Genomic DNA, 21,405 nt, shown 5'->3' on the forward strand with positions numbered 1-21,405 from the left:
CAAAGTGCGACGGCGATCCAACTTGGGTCATCGGAAAAATCGATGAGGTCATAGAGAAACTATCCGTTAGCATTCGTCGCGACCCACTTCCACAATCCGCCCCATTGTTGAACCCATAGCGAAAAAGGGGTGATTCGATGAGCATGGATGCGGCGTTTGCCGGCAGTGCTGCGCTGGCCCGAGCAGCGATTCGCTCGGGGCAGGTCGTGGGCCACACCAGTGGCCTGGCGGGCCGGCATGTGCAGGGCAATCTGGTGATCCTGCCCGCCGATTGGGCGGCGGAGTTTCTGCAGTACTGCGAGGCCAATCCGAAGCCTTGCCCGCTTCTGGCGGTGGGCGAGCCTGGCAACTGGGCGCTGCCCACACTGGGCGACGGCATCGACATCCGCACCGACGTGCCGCGCTACCGCGTCTGGCGTCATGGCCAGCTCGTCGACGAGCCCACCGACATCCGCGCGCTGTGGCGCGACGATCTGGTGAGCTTCGTGATCGGTTGCTCGTTTTCATTTGAGCAGGCGCTGGCCGACGAAGGCGTGCCACTGCGGCACATCGCGCAGGGGCGCAACGTGGCCATGTACCGCAGCGCCATCCAGACCGTGCCGGCCGGCCGCTTCGCGGGGCCGATGGTGGTGTCCATGCGGCCGCTGCGGGCGCCAGACGCCGAGCGCGCCGCCGAGATCACCGGCCGCTACCCCCGCGTGCATGGTGGCCCTGTCCACATCGGCGACCCGGCGGCGATCGGCATCACCGATCTGTCGCGGCCGGACTACGGCGATGCCGTCGATGTGCTGGACGACGAGCTGCCGGTGTTCTGGGCCTGTGGCGTCACACCGCAGGCGGCGCTGGCCGCTGCCAAGCCCGAGTTCTGCATCACCCACGCGCCAGGCGCCATGCTGATCACCGACTGGCTGAACCATCAAATGGCGGGCCATTGAGCCGCTCGCCACGTTGTCGCCCCGTTGTCGCCCGCACCTTTGATTTGTTGTTCGTCCCTACGGACTGGAGAGGAGACCGTCATGAAGACTCGCTGGATCCTGGCCACGCTGGCCGTCGCTGCTTGGGCCCCCACCGCATTCGCGCAGACCAAATGGGACCTTCCTTCGGGATATGGGACCAACACCTTCCAGGTGCAGAACCTGCAATGGTTCGCCGACGAGGTGGCGAAAGCGAGCGGGGGAAAGCTCAAGATCACGTTGCACCCCAACGCATCGCTGTTCAAGGCCAATGAAATCAAGCGGGCGGTGCAGTCCGGGCAGACGGCGATCGGCGAGTTCATCCTGTCAAGCGCCGCGAACGAACACCCGATGTTCGGCCTGGATTCGATTCCCTTCCTGGCGACGAGTTACGCCGAGGCCAAGAAGCTGGATGAAGTGTCCCACCCCCAGTTGGCGAAGGTGCTCAGTGACCAGGGGATCAAGCTGCTCTACACCGTGCCGTGGCCGCCCCAGGGCCTCTACTCCACGAAGCCGGTCGCGTCGATGCAGGATTTGAAGGGCACCAAGATGCGGGCGTACAACCCGGCCACCTCACGCATCGCAGAGTACGTCGGTGCGCAGCCAGTGACGATCCAGCTGGCCGAGTTGCCGCAGGGCCTGGCCACCGGGACGGTGCAGACCTTTCTCACTTCCAGTGCGTCAGGCGTCGACAGCAAGTTGTATGAGCAGGTCAAGTACTTCTACGACGTGAACGCCTGGCTGCCGCGAAATGCGGTCGTGGTGAACCAGAAGGCCTTTGATGCGCTGGACAAGCCCACCCAGGACGCGGTGGTGAAGGTGGCAGCCGAGGCGGCCAAGCGCGGCTGGCAGATCAGCGAGCAGAAAGACGCCGAATACATGAAGGAGTTGGCCTCCAAAGGCATGACCGTGGACACGACCAGCGATGCCCTCAAGCGTGAGCTGAAGGTGATCGGCGGTCGCATGACGATCGAATGGCTGAAGACCGCCGGTGACGACGGCAAGGCCGTGATCGACAACTTCCGCAAGTGAAGCAGGGCGACCACGTCATGGACAACACGGCAACACTGGCCGCCGCAGTGGTGCCCTCGTCGGCACCGTCCCTCGGGCCGATGCGAAGGGCACTGGATGGCTTGTTCCTCGCCGCCGGAGGGCTGGGGGCGATCTGCGTCGCATTGATCTGCGCGCTGATGATCTGGCAGAGCATTGGCCGAGAGCTGGGGGCGTCGACTGGCGCCATCACCGACATCGTGGCCTGGCTTTGCGCCGCCTCAGGCTTCTTCACCATGGCCCATGCGTTCAAGCATGGTGACTTCGTGCGGGTGACGCTGCTGATGGAGAAACTGCCCAGCAGACCGCGCCGCGCGATGGAAATCGCCTCGCTGGGCATCGCCGCAGTGGCGGTGGGCTACCTCGCCTGGTGGGCTTGCGCCTTCACCTACGAAAGCTGGCGCTTTCATGAGCTGGCCCAGGGCCTGCTGCCCATGCCGATGTGGATCCCTCAGTCCAGCTTCGCGGTGGGATCGATCCTGCTGTGGCTAGCCGTGTTGGACGAGCTGGTGATCGTGCTGCGCGGCGGTGTCCCGACCTATGTCCGTCTCGTGGCTGAGCGCCATGCTGCGGGCGACTACTCATCCGATCTTTGACCGCGCGGGAACCCTTGACCATGAGTACCTTGATGGTGGGCGGCGTTCTGCTGCTGTTGATGATGACGTTGCTGTCCGGCGGCGTCTGGATTGCGATGACGCTGGCGATCTGCGGTTGGGTGGGCCAGGCCTTCTTCACCAGCACCCAGCCCGGCCTGAACCTGTTTTCGGCCTTTTGGGAGTCGAACGCGAGCTGGGAACTGGCGGCGCTGCCGCTGTTCATCTGGATGGGCGAGATCCTGTTTCGCAGCAAGCTGAGTGAAGAGATGTTCGAAGGCCTCAGCCCCTGGTTGAGCCGCATCCCGGGCCGGTTGATGCACACGACGATTCTCGGGTGCGGCATCTTCGGCTCGGTCTCCGGCTCATCCGCGGCCACCTGCGCCACGATCTCGAAGGTGGCATTGCCCGAGTTGAAGAAGCGTGGCTACAACGAGAAGATGGTGCTGGGTTCGCTGGCCACGGCGGGCACGCTGGGCATCCTCATCCCGCCTTCGATCACGATGGTGGTGTACGCGGTGGCGGCCGACGCATCGATCATCCGGGTGTTCTTGGCGGGCTTCCTGCCAGGGGCGTTGCTGATGGCACTGTTCTCGGGCTACATCGTCTGGTGGAGCCTGAAGCACAAGGATCAGATGCCGCCCGCCGAGCCGCCGATGAGTTTCATGGAGAAGATCCGCCGCTCGCGCAATCTGATCCCCTGTGCGGCACTGATCCTGTTCATCGTGTGGGTGCTGCTGGCGGGTTTCGCCACCGCCACCGACTGCGCCGCCTACGGCGTGGTCGGGGCCCTGGTGCTCGCGGCCTGGAGCCGTTCGCTGACCTGGCAGAGCTTCAAGGACGGGTTGTTCGGCGCAGCGCGCACCAGCTGCATGATCATGTTCATCCTGGCTGGCGCGGCCTTCCTCACCAAGACGATGGCCTTCACCGGCATCCCGCGTGAGCTGGCCGAGTGGGTCGATGGCATGCACCTGCCGGGCTACGCGCTGATCTCGGTGCTGGTGCTGGTCTACCTCGTGCTCGGCACGGCACTCGACGGCATCTCGATGATCGTGTTGACGAGCGCGGTGGTGCTGCCGATGGTGCAGAAGGCCGGTTTCGACCTGGTGTGGTTTGGCATCTTCGTCGTGCTGCTGGTCGAGATCGCCGAAGTGACGCCGCCGGTGGGCTTCAACCTCTTCGTGCTTCAGAACATGACGGGCAAGGACGGCAACCTCATCGCCAAGGCCGCCATCCCGTTCTTCCTCTGCCTGGTGGTCTGCATCGCGCTGATCACCGCCTTCCCCGGCATCGTGACGATCGTGCCGGATCTGGTGATGGGCCCGGCCAGCTAGCAGGCCCGCCAACCCTCGTCGCTCCACCCCCTTCGGTCAGGAAGTACCAGATGACCTCTCTTGTGACGCCGACCCGGCGCGCTTGGCTGCGCGCGTCCATCGCCACCGTGGCGGCTGGCCTGCCCGCATGGGCTGGTGCCACGGCCTCACCCTGGCGATGTGCCACCGGCTACCGTGCGGATTCTTTCCACGGTCGCAATCTGGCGCAGTGCCTGGAGGAGTGGTCGGCGGCCTCCCAGCAGGCACCGAAGGTGGAGCTTCATCCGAATAACTCGCTCGTCAATCTGGCGGCCATCGCCGGGCACGTGAAGGCCCGCCAGATCGAGATGGGCGAGACCATCATGAGCACCCTGATCAACGACATGCCGGTGGCCGGGGCAGACAGTGTGCCGTTCGTGGTGCGCAGCTATGCAGACGCACGACGCCTGTGGCGCTGGCAGCGACCGCTGGTGGAGCAGGCGTTCGCGAGCATGGGGATCACCGTGCTGTATGCGGTGCCCTGGCCGCCGCAGGGGCTGTACACGATGCGGCCGCTGGGAAGCCTGGCCGAGCTGCGCGGCAGCCGCATGCGCAGCTACAACCGCAGCACCGCCCGGATCGCTGAACTGTTGGGGTGCACAGCGGTCGAGGTGCCCATGTCGGAGGTGGGCCAGGCCCTGGCGGATGGCCGGATCGATTGCATGATCACCTCGGCCGTCACCGGCGTCGAGAACCAGGCGTGGAAGCACTTGCGCCACTACCACGAGATCAATGCCTGGTTTCCCAAGAACATCGTGATCGCCAACGCGAAAGCGCTGGCCGAGTTGGATGCGTCCGCCCGGCGCGGGTTGCTGGGTGCTGCGTCGGCGGCCGAAGCGCGCGGCTGGGCGGCCAGTGAATCGGTGGCCGCCGAATCGGTTGCCGAACTCAAGCGCCAGGGCATGAAGGTCGAGCCGTTGCCGACCAATGCCATGGGTGAGATGCGTCGCCTGGGTGAACGGTGCTCGGTCGAGTGGATCCGCGAGGTGGGCCCCGAGGCGAACCAGATCTTTGTCCCTTACTACACGCAGGCCTGAGCCAGGCGCCGAGTACCAAGGCGCGAACGCCTGCCTACACTGTCCATTCCTAGAGTCATGAACATGCAAGAAACCACACCTTCCCGCTGGCAGTTCTGGATCGATCGAGGCGGCACGTTCACCGACATCGTGGCGCGTCGGCCCGATGGCAGCCTGGTCACCGCCAAGCTGCTGAGCGAGAACCCAGAGCAGTACCGCGACGCGGCGATCGAAGGGATACGCCGCCTGCTGGGGCTGAAGCAAGGTGAGCCGATCTCGGCAGACCAGGTCGAGTGCGTGAAGATGGGCACCACCGTGGCCACCAATGCGCTGCTCGAACGCAAGGGCGATCGCACGCTGCTCGTCACGACGAAGGGGTTTCGCGATGCACTGCGCATCGCTTACCAGGCGCGGCCGCGGCTGTTCGACCGCCACATTGTCTTGCCCGAGCTGTTGTATGACCAGGTGATCGAAGCCGACGAGCGCGTGGGCGCCGATGGCGATGTCGTTCAGCCGTTGGATGAAGGCGCACTGAAGGCAGCCTTGCAGCAGGCTTTTGCCACGGGCATCCGCGCTTGTGCCATTGCGTTCATGCACGGCTACCGCCACACGGCGCACGAGCAGGCGGCTGCCCGGCTGGCGTGCGAGGTGGGCTTCACCCAGGTGAGCGTGTCTCACGAGGTGAGCCCGATGATGAAACTGGTGGCCCGCGGGGACACGACCGTGGTCGATGCCTACCTGTCGCCGATCCTGCGCCGCTACGTCGAACAGGTGGCCAGCCAGATGCCCGGCGTGCCGCTGTACTTCATGCAGAGCTCGGGTGGCTTGACCGAGGCCCACCACTTCCAGGGCAAGGATGCCATCCTCTCTGGCCCGGCCGGGGGCATCGTGGGCATGGTGCGTACCGCGCTGGCGGCGGGGCACGACAAGGTCATCGGCTTCGACATGGGCGGCACCTCCACCGACGTGTCGCACTTTGCCGGCGAATTCGAGAGGGCTTTCGATACGCAGGTGGCCGGGGTGCGCGTTCGCGCGCCGATGATGAGCATCCACACCGTGGCGGCGGGCGGCGGCTCGATCATTCGCTTCGATGGTGCCCGGCTGCGCGTGGGGCCCGAATCGGCCGGCGCGAACCCTGGCCCCGCCAGCTATCGCCGCGGCGGCCCGTTGGCCACCACCGATGCGAACGTGATGCTGGGCAAGATCCAGCCGGATTGGTTCCCCAGGGTGTTCGGCCCTGCGGCGAACGAGCCGCTGGACCGTGCGACGGTGGTTCGCCGCTTCACCGAGTTGGCCGAGCAGATGAGCCGGGCTTCAGGCCGCGAGGTGAGCGCGGAGCAGGCGGCCCACGGTGCGCTGCAGATCGCGGTGCAGAGCATGGCCAATGCGATCAAGCGCATCTCGGTGGCGCGTGGCTACGATGTCACGCGCTACACGCTGCAGTGCTTTGGCGGCGCGGGCGGCCAGCATGCTTGCCTGGTGGCCGACGCGCTGGGCATGACGCGGGTGCTGGTGCATCCGCTGGCGGGCGTGCTGTCGGCCTATGGCATGGGCCTGGCGGATCAGATCGCGATGCGAGAGGTGTCGATCGAGGCCGGTCTCGATGATGCGGGCCTCGCGCTGGCTCGCCGCCGCGCCGCCTTGCTGGCCGAGTCGGCCACGGACGAACTGCTTCAGCAAGGCCTGCCGGCGCCGCGTATCGAAGTGAAGGTGGGGCTGCTGCTGCGCTATGAGGGCACCGACACGGCGCTGCGCGTGGACCTGGCCGACAGCGGACACGTGGCGCGCGATCTGGCGGCTCTGAAAGAATCGTTCGAAGCCGCGTACCGTCGCCGCTTTGCCTTCCTGATGGAAGGCCGCGGCCTGGTCATCGAGGCCGTCTCGGTGGAAGCCACCGGCGCCAGCGACGAACGGCCCGCGCAGGTGGCCGATGACCAGTCGGGCGAAGCCTTCTCGGCCAAGCCGGTGGATGCGGTGCGCATGTACGCCGAAGGCCTGGATGGACGCGAGGCCTGGCACGATGCCGGCCTGTACCTGCGCGAGAACCTGCTGACGGGCGCCACGGTCTCCGGGCCCGCCGTGATCGCCGAGGCGAACTCGACGACCGTGGTCGAGCCGGGCTGGCAGGCGGTGATGGCGGCCTGTGGCTCGCTGGAACTGAAGCGCGTGCATGCGCGTGCCACGCGCCACGCGGTGGGCACGCAGGTCGATCCGGTGATGCTCGAGGTGTTCAACAACCTCTTCATGAACATCGCCGAGCAGATGGGCCTGCGCCTGCAGAACACCGCGGTGTCGGTCAACATCAAAGAGCGTCTGGACTTCTCTTGCGCCCTGTTTGATGCCGCCGGCCAGCTCATCGCCAATGCGCCGCACATGCCGGTGCACCTGGGATCGATGAGCGAATCGATCCAGACGGTGATGGCCGGCAATCCGCAGATGCAGCCGGGCGACGTGTACGTGCTGAACGATCCGTACCACGGGGGCACGCACCTGCCCGACGTGACGGTGGTCACGCCCGTCTACCTGGAGGCGTCCGATGCGCGACCGTCGTTCTATGTGGCCGCGCGCGGGCACCATGCCGACATTGGCGGCCTCACGCCCGGCTCGATGCCCCCGTTGTCGAAGACGATCACCGAAGAAGGTGTGCTGATTGACAACTTCCTGCTGGTGCGTGACGGGCGCCTGCGCGAGGCTGAGTTCATGAGCCTGTTGCGCTCGGGGCCGTACCCCGCACGCAACCCGGAACAGACGCTGGCCGATTTGCGCGCGCAGATTGCTGCCAACGAGAAGGGCGTCCAAGAACTCAAGGCCATGGTGGCTCAGTTCGGGCGCGACACGGTGGCGGCCTACATGGGCCATGTGCAGGCGAATGCCGAGGAGTCGGTCCGCCGCGTGATCACCGCCTTGAACGACGGCGACTTCACGCTGCCGATGGACAACGGCGCCCAGATCCGGGTGTCGGTGACGGTAGACACGGCGGCGCGCGGCGCGACGATCGATTTCACCGGCACCAGCGCCCAGACGGACAACAACTTCAACGCGCCGAAGTCGGTGACGATGGCCGCGGTGCTGTATGTGTTCCGGACGCTGGTGGACGATGACATCCCACTCAACGCCGGCTGCCTGAAGCCGCTGAAGGTGATCGTGCCCGAGGGCTCGCTGCTGAACCCGCGTTCACCCGCTGCGGTGGTGGCCGGCAACGTCGAGACCTCGCAGTGCGTGACCAATGCGTTGTATGGCGCCTTGGGCGTGATGGCCTCGGGCCCCTGCACGATGAACAACTTCACCTTCGGCAATGCCGAGCACCAGTACTATGAAACGATCTCGGGAGGTTCGGGCGCTGGCGAAGGGTTCGACGGTACGGCGGTGGTGCAGACGCACATGACCAATTCGTACCTCACCGATCCCGAGGTGCTGGAGTTCCGCTTCCCCGTGCGGCTGGACAGCTACGAGATTCGCGGCGGATCTGGCGGGGCGGGGCGTTGGCGCGGTGGCGACGGTGGTACCCGGCGCGTACGCTTCCTCACCCCGATGACCGCCTCCATCCTGAGCAATGGCCGTGTGCACCCGGCCTTTGGCATGGCCGGCGGCCAGCCTGGCGCCACCGGGCAGAATCGGGTGGAAAGGGCGGATGGCCGCATCGAAGCGCTCTCGCACATCGCTTCGGTGAACATGAAGGAGAACGATGTGTTCGTGATCGAGACGCCCGGGGGCGGTGGATACGGGGCGGTGTGATGCCGCAGCCGGCAGTCATCCTGCTGACAGGCTTCGAGCCCTTTGGCGGCGAAGCCATCAACCCCAGCTGGGAGGTGGCACGCGCGCTGGACGGCGAGCTGGTGGCCGGTTCGCGCGTCGTGGCGCGCGAGCTGCCCTGCCGGTTTGGTGCCGCCGGTGAGGCCATGCGCCAACTGGTGGCCGAGTTGCGGCCAGTCTGCGTGCTGGCGCTCGGCCAGGCCAGCGGCCGCGCCGACTTCTCGATCGAGCGTGTGGCGATCAACGTCGACGATGCGCGCATCCCCGACAACGGCGGCGCCCAGCCGATCGACGAGCCGGTGGTGGCCGAAGGCCCGGCGGGCTACTTCGCGACGCTGCCGATCAAGGCGATGGTCGCCGGCCTGCGTGCCGAGGGGCTGCCCGCCTCGGTGTCGCAAACCGCCGGCACCTTCGTCTGCAACCACGTCTTCTATTCATTGATGCACAGCCTGCGCCAGCACCCGGACGTGCGCGCCGGCTTCATGCACCTGCCCCTGCTGCCTGCCCAGGCCTCACGCCATCCCGGCCTGCCCTGCATGCCGCTGCCGTTGATGATCGAAGGCGTGCGCCAGTCGCTGCACATCGCCGCGACGCACCATGGGCGCGATACCGTGCAGGCTGAAGGTCAGGTGGCGTGACAACTGCATATTAGGGGGGCACGTCGGCCGATGCGGCAGCCCACTGAATAATCCGCCGCACATCGACGTGGGGCAGTCGGCCCTGCGCGGTTCAATGGAGGAGAGTTCATGATTCGGTTTCATCGCCTCGGGCGAGGCGCGGCCATGTCTGCCGCGGTGTTGTCGGCTTGCCTTGCGATGCCGGCGGCTGCGGCTGGCACCAAGTCAACCGCCTACTACGCGTCCGACAGCAACGACACGGCCTATCTCATCGATTGGTATGCCACGGGCAATAAGGTTCGCGTGGCGGGTCAGGGTGGGGCATCGACCGGCACCTATGTGGACGACGGCACGCAGAAGCTCATCACGCTGGCGACCCCGCTGAGCGAAACGTGGTTGTATACGTATGACGACTGCGGCACGGTGTACGCCAAGTCTGCGGTGCGCCAGCTGGTGGTGCGCGATCTGCCAGGCGGCCTGGCGCAAACCGTCCCGATCGGCGAATACACCCAGATCGGCGGCTGCCATGAAGGCGAGGTCACGCCCTTCGGTTCGGTGACCGACGAGGGCGCGGGTATGAATCGCCTGGCCATGAATGCGCGTCCAGCGATGGACGACTTGCAGTTCGGCCTGGAGATCGCGGGGTTCAGCGAAGATCACCTCGCATTCGCCGAGACCACCTATGCGCAGGACGTGGTCACGTTCCTGGACAACCGCGTTCGCTTCCGCGCCACGGGAGACACCGTGCCCGCTGCCGTCAACGCGAAGAAGTGGCTGGTGATGACGCTGCCGCAGGGCGACCAGCGCGCGTTCACCCGCCTGGCGGTGAACAACACGACGCAAGGCGAAACCTGGCTGATGGCCGGCTGGGCCAAGGATCAAGCGACGTGGACGACCAAGATTCAGGTCGTCAAGACGCTGGAGGGGGCCAGCTTCGGTACCGTCGCCCAGGCCTCGCGCAAGTGGGAGTCCGGCCTGTTCCGCGGCACACGTACACCGTTCTTCATCTATCTCTACGGAGACACGACCGGCGAGCGCGTGCAGAAGGATCTGGACGCGGGCACCGAGAGGCGTACGCCGATCAGCGAATGGGGCTTCCAGGGCCTCACTCTGTGGCAAGAGCGCCCGCTGGGTGGCGACGACGTGGCGGTTCGCCGTTGGCAGCCGTTGCGCAATGAGGGCACCAAGACGCACTGGGTGCTCGAGTCCGAGTCGTGGGTGCGAAGCGGTGTGGACACCGTCTCGATCAAGCCGCGGGTGAACTACTACGTGGATACGGGCAAGGCCGTGCCGGCTGCCCGGTGAGCGTGGGCGCTACGATCGTTGAAGGCCCCGAACGGGGCCTTTTTTGTGGGTCGACGTCTGGCTTGATCAATGAATTGACGATCGTTTGATGGCGCCGGGGCGAAATCCCATTGATCTACGCAGGTGCAGCGGCAACACTTCAGGTTTTGCCCGCTCCAGGGCCATTCCAAGTTCAGGAGGGAACGTTTCATGTCATTCCAACGTCGCCATGTGATCAGCCTGGCTGCAGGCGCCGCATTGATTGCCAGCTTGGCACCTGCGGCCGCCACGGCCGGCACGGCCGGCGCCGCCAAGTCTTTGGGTTACTTCATGCCCGGCGATGGGCGCAGTGATGCCTATCTGATCGATTGGCTTCCAAAGAACAAGGCGCGCTTGGTCAGCATCGCGGGCGCCCAGTCGGGCCGGGTGACGGACGACGGGGTGCAAAAGCTGGTCGCGCTTGACGCTCCATTGACCATGAGCTTCACCAATTACGACGAGTGCGGTGAAGAGATCCAGCAGCGCCGCGACGTGAACCAAGTAGTGGTGCGTGATTTGCCGGACAGCGTGACCCAGTTTGTCGAGATGGGCACCGTCACCAACATCGGGGGTTGCCAAGACGGGCTCGTGACGCCCTTTGGCGCTGTGGGCGATGCGGGTCAGTCATTCCAGCGGCTGAACATGAAGAATCGCCCTTCGGTGGGTGATCTGGTGCCGGGTAGCCAGGTGGCGGGCTTCAGCGAAGACGTGCAACTGCCCGGGGAGTCCACCATCGCGGAAGATGTGGTCATGCTCCAGGAGGGCGGCTCGGCCATGTTCCAGGTGACCGGTCACGTGGTGCCGGCGGCTTTCGACGCCAATCAGTGGCTGGTCTTCACCTTCACGTTCGGTCAGCGCGCATACACCCGCGTGGACGTTGATTCAGCGATCGGGGGTGAAACCTGGCTGATGGCCGACTGGGTCGGCGGCCAGCCGGTGCGGGTCGAAGAGAAGTTGATGGTCAAGCCGGAGGCTGGCGCCGGCTTCGGCACCGTGGCCCAGGCTTCACGAATCTGGAATTCAGGCCTGTTCATCGACAGCCGCACCCCCTTCTACTTCTACCTGTACAAGAACGGCACAGGCGAGCGGGTGTTGAAGGACCTGGATCTCGGCACGGAGTCGCGCACCCCCATCACGGCGTGGGGCTTTGAGGGGCTCAACCTGGTGCAGCGCCGAAAGCTGAGTGCATCGGCCCGGCGTGACCGCACCTGGGTGCCGCTGCGCAACGTGGGCAAGGTCCGCTGGATCATGGAGAGCGAAGTCTTCCTGGATCGTTCGGGCACGACGGTACTGATCAAGCCGCGGGTCAACTACGTGCAGGACGAAGGCAAGGCCGTTCCGCCTGCGGCTGCCGTGCCCAGCGCTGGCTTTGTGTCGATGAACGACAAGCCGACTTTGCCTCGATGAGCGCGGGCGGCAACCCGCAAACAACAAGGGGACCGTGTGGTCCCCTTTTTTCTTGCTGCAAGGTTGCCGCGGGCACCAAACCGTCGTCATGAGGGAGGGTCCGCGTCTGCGTCCCCGTCATTCCGGTAAGCGCGCCATCCTCCCATGGCACGGCGCATCAGTGCCACCTGTCGCACGAAGCGAGGGCAGGTGACGCAGATGGCCAGGTGCATGCGCAGGCGCAGGCGACTGCCCCAGCCCAAGGCCTGGTCTTCGCCCTGAAGCACCAGGTGCGTGGCTTCTCGGCAGTTGATCATCCAGGTCATGCGTGGCTCCCGGCGCCGCCGATCGCGCTGAACCAGCTCGCCTGCAGGCAGTCCCGCAGGCGCAACCGGGCTCTGTGCAGCAGCACCCACAGGTTGGTCGTGCTGATCGCCAATTCCTTACAAATCTCGTCGGTGTCGAGTTCGAGCCACTCGCGCATCATGAAAACCCGGCCCTGGGTGGGGGGCAGCTTCTCGACGCAGGCATCGAGCACCGCCAGGAACTGGCGCTGGCCGCACAGGGCTTCGGGCTGATCGCTCCAATCTGCCGGGGTTTCTCGCCAATGGCCGGTTTCGTCGAACATCAGGGCGTCGAGGTCTTCGGAGTCGTCCTTGTCCAGCACGGTGGCTTCTCGGGCGTGGCGGCGAAGCTGGTCGATCAGCTTGTGCTTCAGGATGCCGACGAGCCAGGTTTTCAGCGCTGAGCCTCCGGAAAAGGATTGGGGCTTTTCCAGGGCGGCGAGCAAGGTGTCCGAGACGGCGTCCTCGGCCCAGGCGTCATTGCGCAGCTGGCTGCGCGCATACCGCAACAACTGAGGCCGCAAAAGCTCGACCTGTTGCGCAAAATCCGTCATGCGGGCGCTTTCTCAGAAAGTGTTGGCCGGCAGTGTAAGGAATTAGGCCTGCGGTCGACCTACGCTTGTCCCGTTCATCAACCCATCAGGAGATTGAATCCATGAGCCAACAACGTCAGATCGTCGCTTCAGCCCTTGCCACCGCATTGGCCCTCGGCCTGGGCAGCGCGAGCGCTCACGCCGAAGACAAGGCGAAGGAGAAGTGCTACGGCATCGTCAAGGCAGGCCAGAACGACTGCTCGAACCTGAGCGGCACGCACTCGTGTGCGGGCCAGGCCAAGACCGACATGGACGTCAACGAGTGGAAGTATGTGGCCAAGGGCACCTGCAAGGAGCTCAAGGGCCTGACCGCCGACGAAGCCAAGGCCAAGGCGAAGAAGTAAGGCGCGGCCGTTCTGCCTTTGTTCGTGAATCGAGCCTCTGCCGTGATGCCGATGCCTGCGCCGCCGAGCCAGACCGCCACGCCGGCGCCCACACCGGTGGGCATCGGCTGGCGCCAGCCCCACTACCGCGAGCTGCTGGAACGCCGGCCGGCATTGGGCTTCATCGAGGTTCACTCGGAGAACTTTTTCGCCGAGGGCGGGGCTGCGCTGGCCATGCTGGGTGAGGCTCGTCAGTGCTACGAGGTGAGTCTGCACGGCGTGGGGCTGGCCTTGGGCTCGGCGGTCGGCCTCGACCCCTGGCACCTGGACCAGCTTGCCGCCCTGGTGGCGCGCATGGAGCCGGCCCGGGTCTCTGACCATGCCAGCTTCGCCCGCGTGCCCTCGGCCGACGGGGCTGCAGTGATCCACGGCAGCGATCTGCTGCCCATTGCCTTCACCCAGGCCTCGCTCGAACTGATGGTGCAGCACGTCCAGCAGGTGCAAGAGCGTCTGAAACGGCCGTTGCTGGTCGAAAACATCTCGGCCTACCTGGGATGGCAGGACGACGCCATGTCCGAGCCGGAATTCTTCAACGAGCTGGCGCGGCGCAGCGGCTGCGGTGTGCTGCTCGATGTGAACAACCTGGTCGTCAATGCCCTCAACCGGGGTGCCGATGACCCGGCTGGCGATGCCTGCCGCTGGATCGATCGGCTGCGTCCCGATGTGGTGGGAGAGATCCATCTGGCGGGCTACAACGACCAAGGCCCGCTGGTGATCGATGACCACGGAACGGCGGTGCACGCCCCGGTCTGGCAGGCTTATCGCCATGCCATCGAGCGGCTCGGGCCGTGCCCGACGCTGGTCGAGTGGGACACCGACTTGCCGCCGCTGGACGTGTTGCTGGCCGAAGCGCAGCGCGCGCGGGAGGTGGCGGCATGACGCGCCATGCCGAGCTCGTGCGCCAGCAGGCGCTGATCGAGGCCTTGCGCACACCAGGCGCCGCGTGGCCCGAGGCGGCCGCGCGTTTGCCCGGGCGTGCTGACGGGTCCCGGCCCGAACCGTCGGCCGGCATGCAGGCCTACCGGACCAATGCGCAGGCCGTGGCAGAGCGCGCCTTGGCGGCGGCCTATCCGGTGGTCGCTCGTCTGGTCGGCGACGAGGCGGTATCGGCGCTCGCGCGAGACCTGTGGCGACATCATCCGCCTGTCCGGGGCGACTTGGCCTGGTTTGGTGCGGAGTTGGCGGCCTGGATAGAGCGCGTGCCCGAGTGGCGCGAATGGCCCTATCTGGCCGACGTCGCCCGGCTGGAGTGGGCGGTTCACCGTGCCCACACCGCGCCCGACATGGCCGACACCCCGGCGGGGCTGGATGCGTTGGCGCAGGTCGACCCGGACGACCTGGCGGTCGATTTCGTCGCCGGAGCGGTCGGCCTGGCGTCCAACTGGCCTCTGGTGGCCCTGTGGCAGGCCCACCAGGGGCCTGTCGGGGCCACCCCAGACTTGGCGGCGGTGCGCGTCGCATTGCAGGCCGGGCAAGGTGAACTGGCCTGGGTGTGGCGACGCGGCCATCAGGTCCAGGTGGTGGCGTTGCCACCGGATCAGTTTCTCTTCAACGCCGAGTTGCTCGCAGGCCGGGCGCTCGGGCAGGCGCTGCAAGGCGCTTTGTCTGCTCACGCCGACTTCAGTTTCGAGAACTGGCTCATCCGCGCTTTGCGCGATGGCTGGCTCGCCGGGCTGAGGCGGTTGAATTCAAACCACTGAAGGAGATTTTCATGTTGACTGCGCCCCCTGTGCTGGCGCGTGCCTGGCTGCGCGCGATGGCTGGGCTTGAAGCCCTGCAGCCCTTGGCGTTGCTCGCCGCGCGCCTGTATGTGGCGAAGGCGTTCTTCCTCTCCGGGCTCACCAAGATCCAGGACTGGGACACCACGCTTGCCCTGTTTGCGGACGAGTACCACGTGCCGCTGCTGCCACCCGAAGTGGCCGCGGTGGCAGGCACCACGGGCGAGCTCGTCCTGCCGGTGCTGCTGGCGTTCGGACTGGCGGGCCGCTTCGGTGCGATGGGCTTGTTCGTGATGAACATCGTCGCCGTGCTGAGCCTGCAGGACATCCCGGAGCCTGCGCTGCAGCAGCACATCTTCTGGGGCAGTCTGCTCACTGGCGTGATCCTCTGGGGGCCCGGCCGTTGGTCGGTCGACCGGTTCGTGGCGCCTAGTTTCTTGCGTAGCGCGACACGCTGAGCACCATCGGTGACGGGACGCGTCCGTTTTCGTCACGCGGCAGCACGGCGGTCTTCTCCACCGCCCGCATCACCGCGTCGTCCCATTCCTTGACGCCGCTCGACTTGACCACCTCCCACTTGGTGATGGTGCCGTCGGGCATGACCACCAGGCGCACATCGGTCGTCGGGTTGCCGTTGAGCTCGAACGGGAAGACGATGTTGGGCCGGATGCGGGCCACGATGCGCCCGGCATAGCTGGCGGAGGGGCCCGCGTCGCGCGCCGCGTTGCCGGTGCTCGTCGGGGCGCCGTTGCCGCCCAGTTGCTCGCTCATGCGGCGCAATTGGTCCTGGCGGGCCTTCTCGCGTGCGGCGGCAGCGGCCTTTTCCTTGCGCTGTTCTTCGAGCTTGTCCTTCTCGCGCTCTTTCGCTTCGGCCCGCTCTCTTTCAAGCCGTTCTTTCTCGGCTTCCTTCTGCAGCTGTTCCTTGCGCTCTTTCTCATCGCGCTGGCGCTTTTCTCGGGCTTTCTGGTCGAGCGCTTCTTTGCGTTCCTTCTCCAGCTTTTCTTGCCTGGCCTTCTCGATGGCGATGTCGGCATCGCGCTCAGCAGGCGTGGGCTGGGGCGGCGTCACTGCCTTGGGCGGCGGCGGTGGGGCTACTTCTGGTTCGGGTTGAGGCTCGGCGCGGGGGGCGGCGATTTCGGGCACCGCGGCCCACAGCTCAGCTTGCACGCCGGCCGGGTCTTCGGTGTGCCAGTTCACCCCGATGGCGAGCGCCGCGATCAGCCCACCGTGCGCCAGCACCGACAGCGCCATGCCAAGCCTGCGGCTGTCGGCACTCGGCGGCCGCAAGGCATCGCGCGGAACCGTCAGCGATTTCAGCGGATGCATCGGATCGAACGAGGCGGCGCTCACGGCGGGGCAGTCTCTTGGGCTTTCAGAGGCGGAACCAGGGCGACATCGTCAGCCGCCTTGCTTGACCGACAGGCCCACGCGCTGCACGCCGGCGCGCTGCAGGGTGTCCATCACCTTGACCACGGTTTCGTACTTCACCTGACGATCGGCCGAGATGACGACCGGCACTTCGGCCTGGCCGCGCTGCGCCTCCTTCACGCGAGCCACCAACTGCGGCAGGGCGACGGACGATGGATCGCCTTTGTCCACCTTGATCTTCAGGCGCTCATCCAGGCCGACCACGATCTCGATCACGCTCTGCGGCCGCTGTTTGGCGCGGCCCACGCTGGGGAGATCGACCACGCCGGTGGTGATCAGCGGCGCGCTGACCATGAAGATGATGAGCAGCACCAGCATCACATCGATGAACGGCACCATGTTGATCTCGTTCATCGATCGACGGCGCCGCACCGGGCCGCCACGAGCCATCACGCCAGGCATGGGTGATCTCCCGCCGGTCAGCGCGTCGACGGCGCCGCAGTGGGCGTGGCGACGTTGCGCTGCAGGATGTTGGAGAACTCTTCCGTGAAGCTCTCGAGCTGGATCGCGATGCGATCAATGTCGCGGGCGAAACGGTTGTAGCCGATGACCGCCGGAATGGCCGCGAACAGGCCAATGGCGGTGGCCACCAAGGCCTCGGCGATGCCCGGGGCCACGGTGGCCAGTGTCACTTGCTGCAGGTTGGACAGGCCGACAAACGCATGCATGATCCCCCACACCGTGCCGAACAGGCCTACGTAGGGGCTCACGGAGCCCACGGTGCCGAGAAAGCCGAGGTTGCCTTCGATCGCATCGAGTTCGCGTTGCAGGCTGGCGCGCATGGCCCGCCGTGCGCCGTCGAGCTGGGCGCCGATGTCGAGCCGGCGTTCGCGAAGTTTCAGAAACTCGCGCATGCCGATGGCGAACAATCGCTCCATCGGCGCGGTGTCGGCGCTGTTGCTGGCCGTCTGGTACAGATCGTTCAGGTTCTTGCCCGACCAGAACTCTTGCTCGAACTGCTCGTTGCGGCCGCGGATGCGCGCCAATCCCACCAGCTTGGCAAAGATCACCGACCAGCTGGCCAGGGAGACCAGCAGCAGGCCGGCGATGACCAACTGCACCACCCAGCTGGCGCCCATGACGAGGGAGATGATGGAAAGATCCTGGCTCATGAGGTGAGGGTGTCGAGAATGTCGTTCGGAATTCGGCACGGGCGGAAGGTTCCGCGGTCCACGCAGGCGATGCTGATCTCGCCTTCACACAGCAACTCTTCGCCGCACCACGCTTGCTGGTCGATGGTGATCCGCGCCCGGCCGAAGCGTGTCGGGTCCACGGTGATGGTCAGCAAGTCGTCCAGCCGCGCGGGCCGAAGGTAGCGCACCCGGCTGTCGGTGACGACGAACATGGTGCCGGTCGATTCCACCAGCGATTGCTGGCCATGGCCGGAAGCTCGGAGCCACTCCGTGCGAGCGCGCTCGAAAAACTTCAGGTAGTTGGCGTAGAAGACGACGCCGCCAGCGTCAGTGTCTTCCCAATAGACGCGCAGCGGAAAGGAGAAGCGCACGGCGCGAGACAGGCAGGTGACAACAAGCCGGCGATGATACGCGACGGCTTGCGAGCCCTTGTCGCAGGCTGCATCCTCCTGCCGGGCCGGCTTCAGAACTTGGAGTGCTCGTACACCGGGCCCCAGACCGGGTGGCCGGCTTCGGCCTTGCTGAGGCTGAACGTCGGGTCGGCAGCCCGGGCGGATTTGAATGCGGCGCCGCATTCGCCCGTTCGCCCACTGGTGCAGTAGATGAAGGCCAGCGTCTTGTAGGCCGTCGCCTTGTCCTTCGGCGCCGTCAGCTTCAATCTCAAGGCCTCGTTCAAAGCCCGCTCAGCCTCCGGATATTGCCCCTCGTCGTACGCGCGCAGCCCCAGCAACAGATTGCGTTCGGCAGGTTTGTCGAAGGCATCGCTGACGCTCTTCGGTTCATTGGGCACGGCGCAACCCACGAGCGTGGCGAGCACGGCGGCACTCAGAACAACGGCGTATCGCAGAGGCAGGGTCATTATTCGAAACGGTGCTTGATCACCACGGGGCGATCGGCGGAAATCTCAATCTGCCGAACCACTGGAGGAAAGTCGCCGTTTCGAATTGTGATCGTGTGTGTGCCGCCCGGCAAACTCACCTGGTTCAGCGGTGGCGCCAAGCCGACAAATTTGCCGTCCACCTCGATCTGGCCCCAAGGGCTGATGGCCAGTTGCACCACGCCGGGCTGGGGCGGCGCCACCGGAATGGGCTCGGCCACGACCGGTGCGCTCACGGTAGGCTTGGGCGGCTGCTTGGCGTTCTTCGGGTTTGCGGGCGCCGCCGGTTTCGGTTTGGCTGGCTCTTCGACCACCGCCACCGGGGCGGGGGCTGGCTCGGCCACGGTGGCCGCCGAAGCAGGCATGTCCTGGGGCGGCGTCGTTGCAGATGCCGAAGGAGGCAACGCGGGAGGGTCGGCTGCTGCCACTTGGCTCGGGACCGGTGCCACAGACGGCGCCGCCGCCACGGTCGGCTCGGTGCGTGAGGCGTCGCTGGCCCACGGCTGCCAGGCTTGCAGGCCCGCAGCCACTGCGGCCGTACCGGCAACGAGCGCCGCCAAGGTGAGGCGACGGCGCCGCACACTGTCCGGGCTTTCGATCATCGCCCGCGCTTCGGGCTGCTCAAGCCAGTGTCGCAACTCGGCGGACAAATGCCGCGCCGAGGGGTAGCGGTCTCCTGGGCTGCGTGACATCGCCCTGGCCACGATGGCGGCGAGCGAGGCCGGCACTTTGGCGTTGACCTGTCGGGCGTTCGGTGTGGTCGAGTGCAGGACGGCGTTGTTGATGTCTTCGATCGTCTGGCCAGTGAACGGCCGGTGTCCGGTCAGCAACTCGAACAGCACCACGCCCAGCGAGTACACATCACATCGGCGGTCGATGGCCTCGCCACGCAATTGTTCTGGGGCCAGGTAGTAAGGCGAGCCGGCGACCGGGCCTTCAAATGACGGGGTTTCGCGGTGCGCCACCCGGGCAATACCGAAATCCAGCACCTTGGGCTGCCGGCGGCCGACCATGAAAATGTTCGCGGGCTTGATGTCGCAATGCACCACGCCTTTGCCGTGGGCGTAGGCCAGCGCGTCGGCGACTCGCCGCACGATCTGAACCGCTTCGACAGGGTTGGGGCGCCAGCCTTCATGCAGCATGTGGCGCAAATCGCGGCCGCGAAGCGGCTCCATCGCAATGTAGATGCCCTGGTCAGACGGGCCCGCATCGAACACCGTGACGATGTGCGGGTGCGACAACCTGGCGGCCGCACGTGCCTCGTTCAGGATCAGGTCATCCAGCGCACCGACCGATTGGGTTTCGAGGTGCAGGCGCAGCGTCTTGACCGCCACGGCCCGCGACAGCAGCGGATCCCAAGCCGCGTACACGGTGCCCAGCCCGCCCTCGCCGAGCACGGCCTTCAGGGCGTAGCGGCCGACGTGGCCGATCACGGGGCGTTTCACCGGCAAGGTTGAAGCGGCCACTTCGGGCCGTTCTGCGGTGGGCGGGGTGCTCTTGCGGTTGGTACTTGCATCTGTCAGCAACCCGGACGTGGCCAACAGATCATCGGCCACGGTGGCTTCGAAGGCGGAGTCGCTCGCATCAGACGAGGACGCTCGCCGGAACGGGTTCCAACGCATGGGCGCAAGCATAGCCAAGGCGGTCACCCGGCAACGGTAGAAATGAGCAGGTTCAAGCTGGGTGGTTAACGGCTTGTCACTGAATCAGTGCCTGTTCAATGCGTTTGACGGCTTCTTGCAACAAAGGCAAGCTCGTCGCAAAGGACAGGCGCACATAACGTTCAGCAGCAGCGGGGCCGAAATCCCGCCCGGGTGTCAGCGCCACATGCGCACGCTGGACCAACTGCTCGCAAAAGGCCCAACTGCTATCGGCGTGGGCACTGCAATCGGCCCAAGCGTAAAACGCCCCGTCCGGCAGCACCGGCACTGTAAGCCCGAGGGCGTTCAATGCTGGCACCACAAAATCACGCCGCGCGCGGAAAGATTCGCGTCGTCGTTCGTACTCGGCCAACGACTCTGGCTCGAAGCAGGCGAGTGCCGCGTGCTGCGCAATGGTCGAGGGGCAGATATAGAGGTTCTGCGCCAGTTTCTCGATCGGCCCCACGAGTTGAGGTGGTACGACCAGCCAACCCAGTCGCCAGCCCGTCATCGAAAAATATTTGGAGAAGCTGTTGATCGAGATGACATCGTCACCGAGAGCCAGCACGCTGTGGCTGAAAGCGCTGTCGTAACTCAGCCCGAGGTAGATCTCGTCGACGATGCTCACGCCACCACGTTGGCGAACAGCCTGCACGATGCGTGCGAGTTCGGTTGGGGCGATCGATGTCCCCGTGGGATTCGACGGCGAAGCCAGCAGCACACCTCGCGTCGCCTCCGACCAGTGGCCCTCAACGTGCTCGGCACTCAGCTGAAAACGAGTCTGTGGCCCTGCCGCAATCAACTTGGCGCGCGCACCTGTGGCAGCCACGAAGTGCCGATTGCACGGGTAGCACGGATCGGGCATCAGCACCTCGTCACCGGTCTCGAACAGCGCGAGGGTGGCCAACTGCAACGCGGCCGAGGCGCCGGCCGTCACGATGATGCGCGCTGGGTCGATGGCCAGGCCGTGCTGCTGGCCGTACCACTGCGAAATGCGCTCTCTCAGGGGCAAGAGCCCTACGGCATCGGTGTACTGGCTCAGGCCGGCGTCAACGGCGGTGCGGGCGGCGGCCTGAACCATTGGTGGAGCGGTGAAGTCCGGCTCGCCGATGTTCAAGTAGATCATCGGGCGGCCGCCTTGTGCCGGGTCGCACGCCGGAGAACGCGCCACTTCGCGCGCCGCCTTCGCGAACTCCATGACGTAGAACGGCTCGATGCGGTCGAGCCGTGAGCTCAGCTTCATGTT

General features: G+C 65.8%; 22 protein-coding genes. 13 read left to right on the forward strand and 9 right to left on the reverse strand.

Annotated features, from left to right (window positions below):
* Window positions 1-137 precede the first annotated feature (137 nt).
* The 9 genes from AACH06_RS00925 to AACH06_RS00965 all read left to right on the forward strand — a co-directional run bounded on the left by AACH06_RS00925 (window position 138) and on the right by AACH06_RS00965 (window position 12,064).
* Window positions 138-935, forward strand: a complete 798-nt coding sequence (locus AACH06_RS00925; RefSeq protein ID WP_341423706.1) for a putative hydro-lyase — start codon at window positions 138-140, stop codon at window positions 933-935.
* 81 nt (window positions 936-1,016) lie between these two features.
* Window positions 1,017-1,985 carry a TRAP transporter substrate-binding protein gene (locus AACH06_RS00930; RefSeq protein ID WP_341423707.1) on the forward strand — a complete coding sequence of 323 codons (969 nt, stop codon included), beginning with the start codon at window positions 1,017-1,019 and terminating at the stop codon, window positions 1,983-1,985.
* Window positions 1,986-2,065: 80 nt separating this feature from the next.
* A complete protein-coding gene (locus AACH06_RS00935) occupies window positions 2,066-2,599 on the forward strand; it encodes a TRAP transporter small permease (protein ID WP_341424215.1) in 534 nt (177 codons plus the stop codon).
* 20 nt (window positions 2,600-2,619) lie between these two features.
* Window positions 2,620-3,930, forward strand: a complete 1,311-nt coding sequence (locus tag AACH06_RS00940; RefSeq protein ID WP_341423708.1) for a TRAP transporter large permease — start codon at window positions 2,620-2,622, stop codon at window positions 3,928-3,930.
* Window positions 3,931-3,980: 50 nt separating this feature from the next.
* Window positions 3,981-4,985 carry a TRAP transporter substrate-binding protein gene (locus AACH06_RS00945; protein WP_341423709.1) on the forward strand — a complete coding sequence of 335 codons (1,005 nt, stop codon included), beginning with the start codon at window positions 3,981-3,983 and terminating at the stop codon, window positions 4,983-4,985.
* 57 nt (window positions 4,986-5,042) lie between these two features.
* On the forward strand, window positions 5,043-8,699 hold the full coding sequence (locus tag AACH06_RS00950) for a hydantoinase B/oxoprolinase family protein (protein WP_341423710.1): 3,657 nt from the start codon (window positions 5,043-5,045) through the stop codon (window positions 8,697-8,699).
* On the forward strand, window positions 8,699-9,355 hold the full coding sequence (pcp, locus tag AACH06_RS00955) for a pyroglutamyl-peptidase I (RefSeq protein ID WP_341423711.1): 657 nt from the start codon (window positions 8,699-8,701) through the stop codon (window positions 9,353-9,355). The genes AACH06_RS00950 and pcp overlap by 1 nt, the downstream gene beginning before the upstream one ends.
* Window positions 9,356-9,463: 108 nt before the next feature.
* A complete protein-coding gene (locus tag AACH06_RS00960; RefSeq protein ID WP_341423712.1) occupies window positions 9,464-10,639 on the forward strand; it encodes a hypothetical protein in 1,176 nt (391 codons plus the stop codon).
* Between the two features lie 189 nt (window positions 10,640-10,828).
* The gene (locus AACH06_RS00965) at window positions 10,829-12,064 is read left to right on the forward strand and encodes a hypothetical protein (RefSeq protein ID WP_341423713.1); all 1,236 of its coding nucleotides are present in this window, start codon (window positions 10,829-10,831) and stop codon (window positions 12,062-12,064) included.
* 86 nt (window positions 12,065-12,150) lie between these two features.
* Here the strand turns inward: AACH06_RS00965 and AACH06_RS00970 are convergent, their stop codons facing one another.
* A complete protein-coding gene (locus AACH06_RS00970; RefSeq protein WP_341423714.1) occupies window positions 12,151-12,369 on the reverse strand; it encodes an anti-sigma factor family protein in 219 nt (72 codons plus the stop codon).
* The gene (locus tag AACH06_RS00975) at window positions 12,366-12,941 is read right to left on the reverse strand and encodes a sigma-70 family RNA polymerase sigma factor (protein WP_341423715.1); all 576 of its coding nucleotides are present in this window, start codon (window positions 12,939-12,941) and stop codon (window positions 12,366-12,368) included. The genes AACH06_RS00970 and AACH06_RS00975 overlap by 4 nt, the downstream gene beginning before the upstream one ends.
* A 101-nt stretch (window positions 12,942-13,042) precedes the next feature.
* On the opposite strand from AACH06_RS00975, the gene AACH06_RS00980 reads away from it, so the two are divergent.
* Genes AACH06_RS00980 through AACH06_RS00995 form a run of 4 tightly spaced genes read left to right on the forward strand, consistent with a single transcriptional unit; the run spans window position 13,043 to window position 15,539 of the window.
* Window positions 13,043-13,324, forward strand: a complete 282-nt coding sequence (locus AACH06_RS00980; protein WP_341423716.1) for a BufA1 family periplasmic bufferin-type metallophore — start codon at window positions 13,043-13,045, stop codon at window positions 13,322-13,324.
* A 24-nt stretch (window positions 13,325-13,348) separates the two neighbouring features.
* On the forward strand, window positions 13,349-14,242 hold the full coding sequence (gene bufB, locus AACH06_RS00985; protein WP_341423717.1) for an MNIO family bufferin maturase: 894 nt from the start codon (window positions 13,349-13,351) through the stop codon (window positions 14,240-14,242).
* A complete protein-coding gene (locus AACH06_RS00990) occupies window positions 14,239-15,063 on the forward strand; it encodes an HvfC/BufC family peptide modification chaperone (RefSeq protein WP_341423718.1) in 825 nt (274 codons plus the stop codon). Before bufB ends, AACH06_RS00990 begins: the two co-directional genes overlap by 4 nt.
* An 11-nt stretch (window positions 15,064-15,074) precedes the next feature.
* Window positions 15,075-15,539 (forward strand): DoxX family protein, encoded by a 465-nt coding sequence (locus AACH06_RS00995; protein WP_341423719.1) that lies wholly within the window; start codon window positions 15,075-15,077, stop codon window positions 15,537-15,539.
* On the opposite strand, the gene tolA is transcribed toward AACH06_RS00995, so the two are convergent.
* The 7 genes from tolA to AACH06_RS01030 all read right to left on the reverse strand — a co-directional run bounded on the left by tolA (window position 15,511) and on the right by AACH06_RS01030 (window position 21,402).
* Entirely contained in the window at window positions 15,511-16,431 is a 921-nt protein-coding gene (tolA, locus tag AACH06_RS01000) for a cell envelope integrity protein TolA (protein ID WP_341423720.1), read from the reverse strand. The two genes, AACH06_RS00995 and tolA, sit on opposite strands and share 29 nt — an antisense overlap.
* Window positions 16,432-16,479: 48 nt before the next feature.
* Entirely contained in the window at window positions 16,480-16,911 is a 432-nt protein-coding gene (locus AACH06_RS01005) for an ExbD/TolR family protein (protein WP_341423721.1), read from the reverse strand.
* Window positions 16,912-16,928: 17 nt separating this feature from the next.
* Entirely contained in the window at window positions 16,929-17,621 is a 693-nt protein-coding gene (gene tolQ, locus AACH06_RS01010; protein WP_341423722.1) for a protein TolQ, read from the reverse strand.
* Window positions 17,618-18,013: a tol-pal system-associated acyl-CoA thioesterase gene (gene ybgC, locus AACH06_RS01015; RefSeq protein WP_341423723.1), complete on the reverse strand. Its 396-nt coding sequence runs from the start codon at window positions 18,011-18,013 to the stop codon at window positions 17,618-17,620. The genes tolQ and ybgC overlap by 4 nt, the downstream gene beginning before the upstream one ends.
* Before the next feature lie 92 nt (window positions 18,014-18,105).
* Window positions 18,106-18,501 carry a TssQ family T6SS-associated lipoprotein gene (locus AACH06_RS01020; RefSeq protein ID WP_341423724.1) on the reverse strand — a complete coding sequence of 132 codons (396 nt, stop codon included), beginning with the start codon at window positions 18,499-18,501 and terminating at the stop codon, window positions 18,106-18,108.
* Complete coding sequence (locus AACH06_RS01025; protein WP_341423725.1) at window positions 18,501-20,141, reverse strand: serine/threonine-protein kinase; 1,641 nt, start codon at window positions 20,139-20,141, stop codon at window positions 18,501-18,503. The genes AACH06_RS01020 and AACH06_RS01025 overlap by 1 nt, the downstream gene beginning before the upstream one ends.
* Before the next feature lie 76 nt (window positions 20,142-20,217).
* Window positions 20,218-21,402: a pyridoxal phosphate-dependent aminotransferase gene (locus AACH06_RS01030; RefSeq protein WP_341423726.1), complete on the reverse strand. Its 1,185-nt coding sequence runs from the start codon at window positions 21,400-21,402 to the stop codon at window positions 20,218-20,220.
* Window positions 21,403-21,405: the final 3 nt, after the last annotated feature.

The sequence above is a fragment of the Ideonella lacteola genome, assembly GCF_038066555.1.
Taxonomy (GTDB): domain Bacteria; phylum Pseudomonadota; class Gammaproteobacteria; order Burkholderiales; family Burkholderiaceae_C; genus Ideonella; species Ideonella lacteola.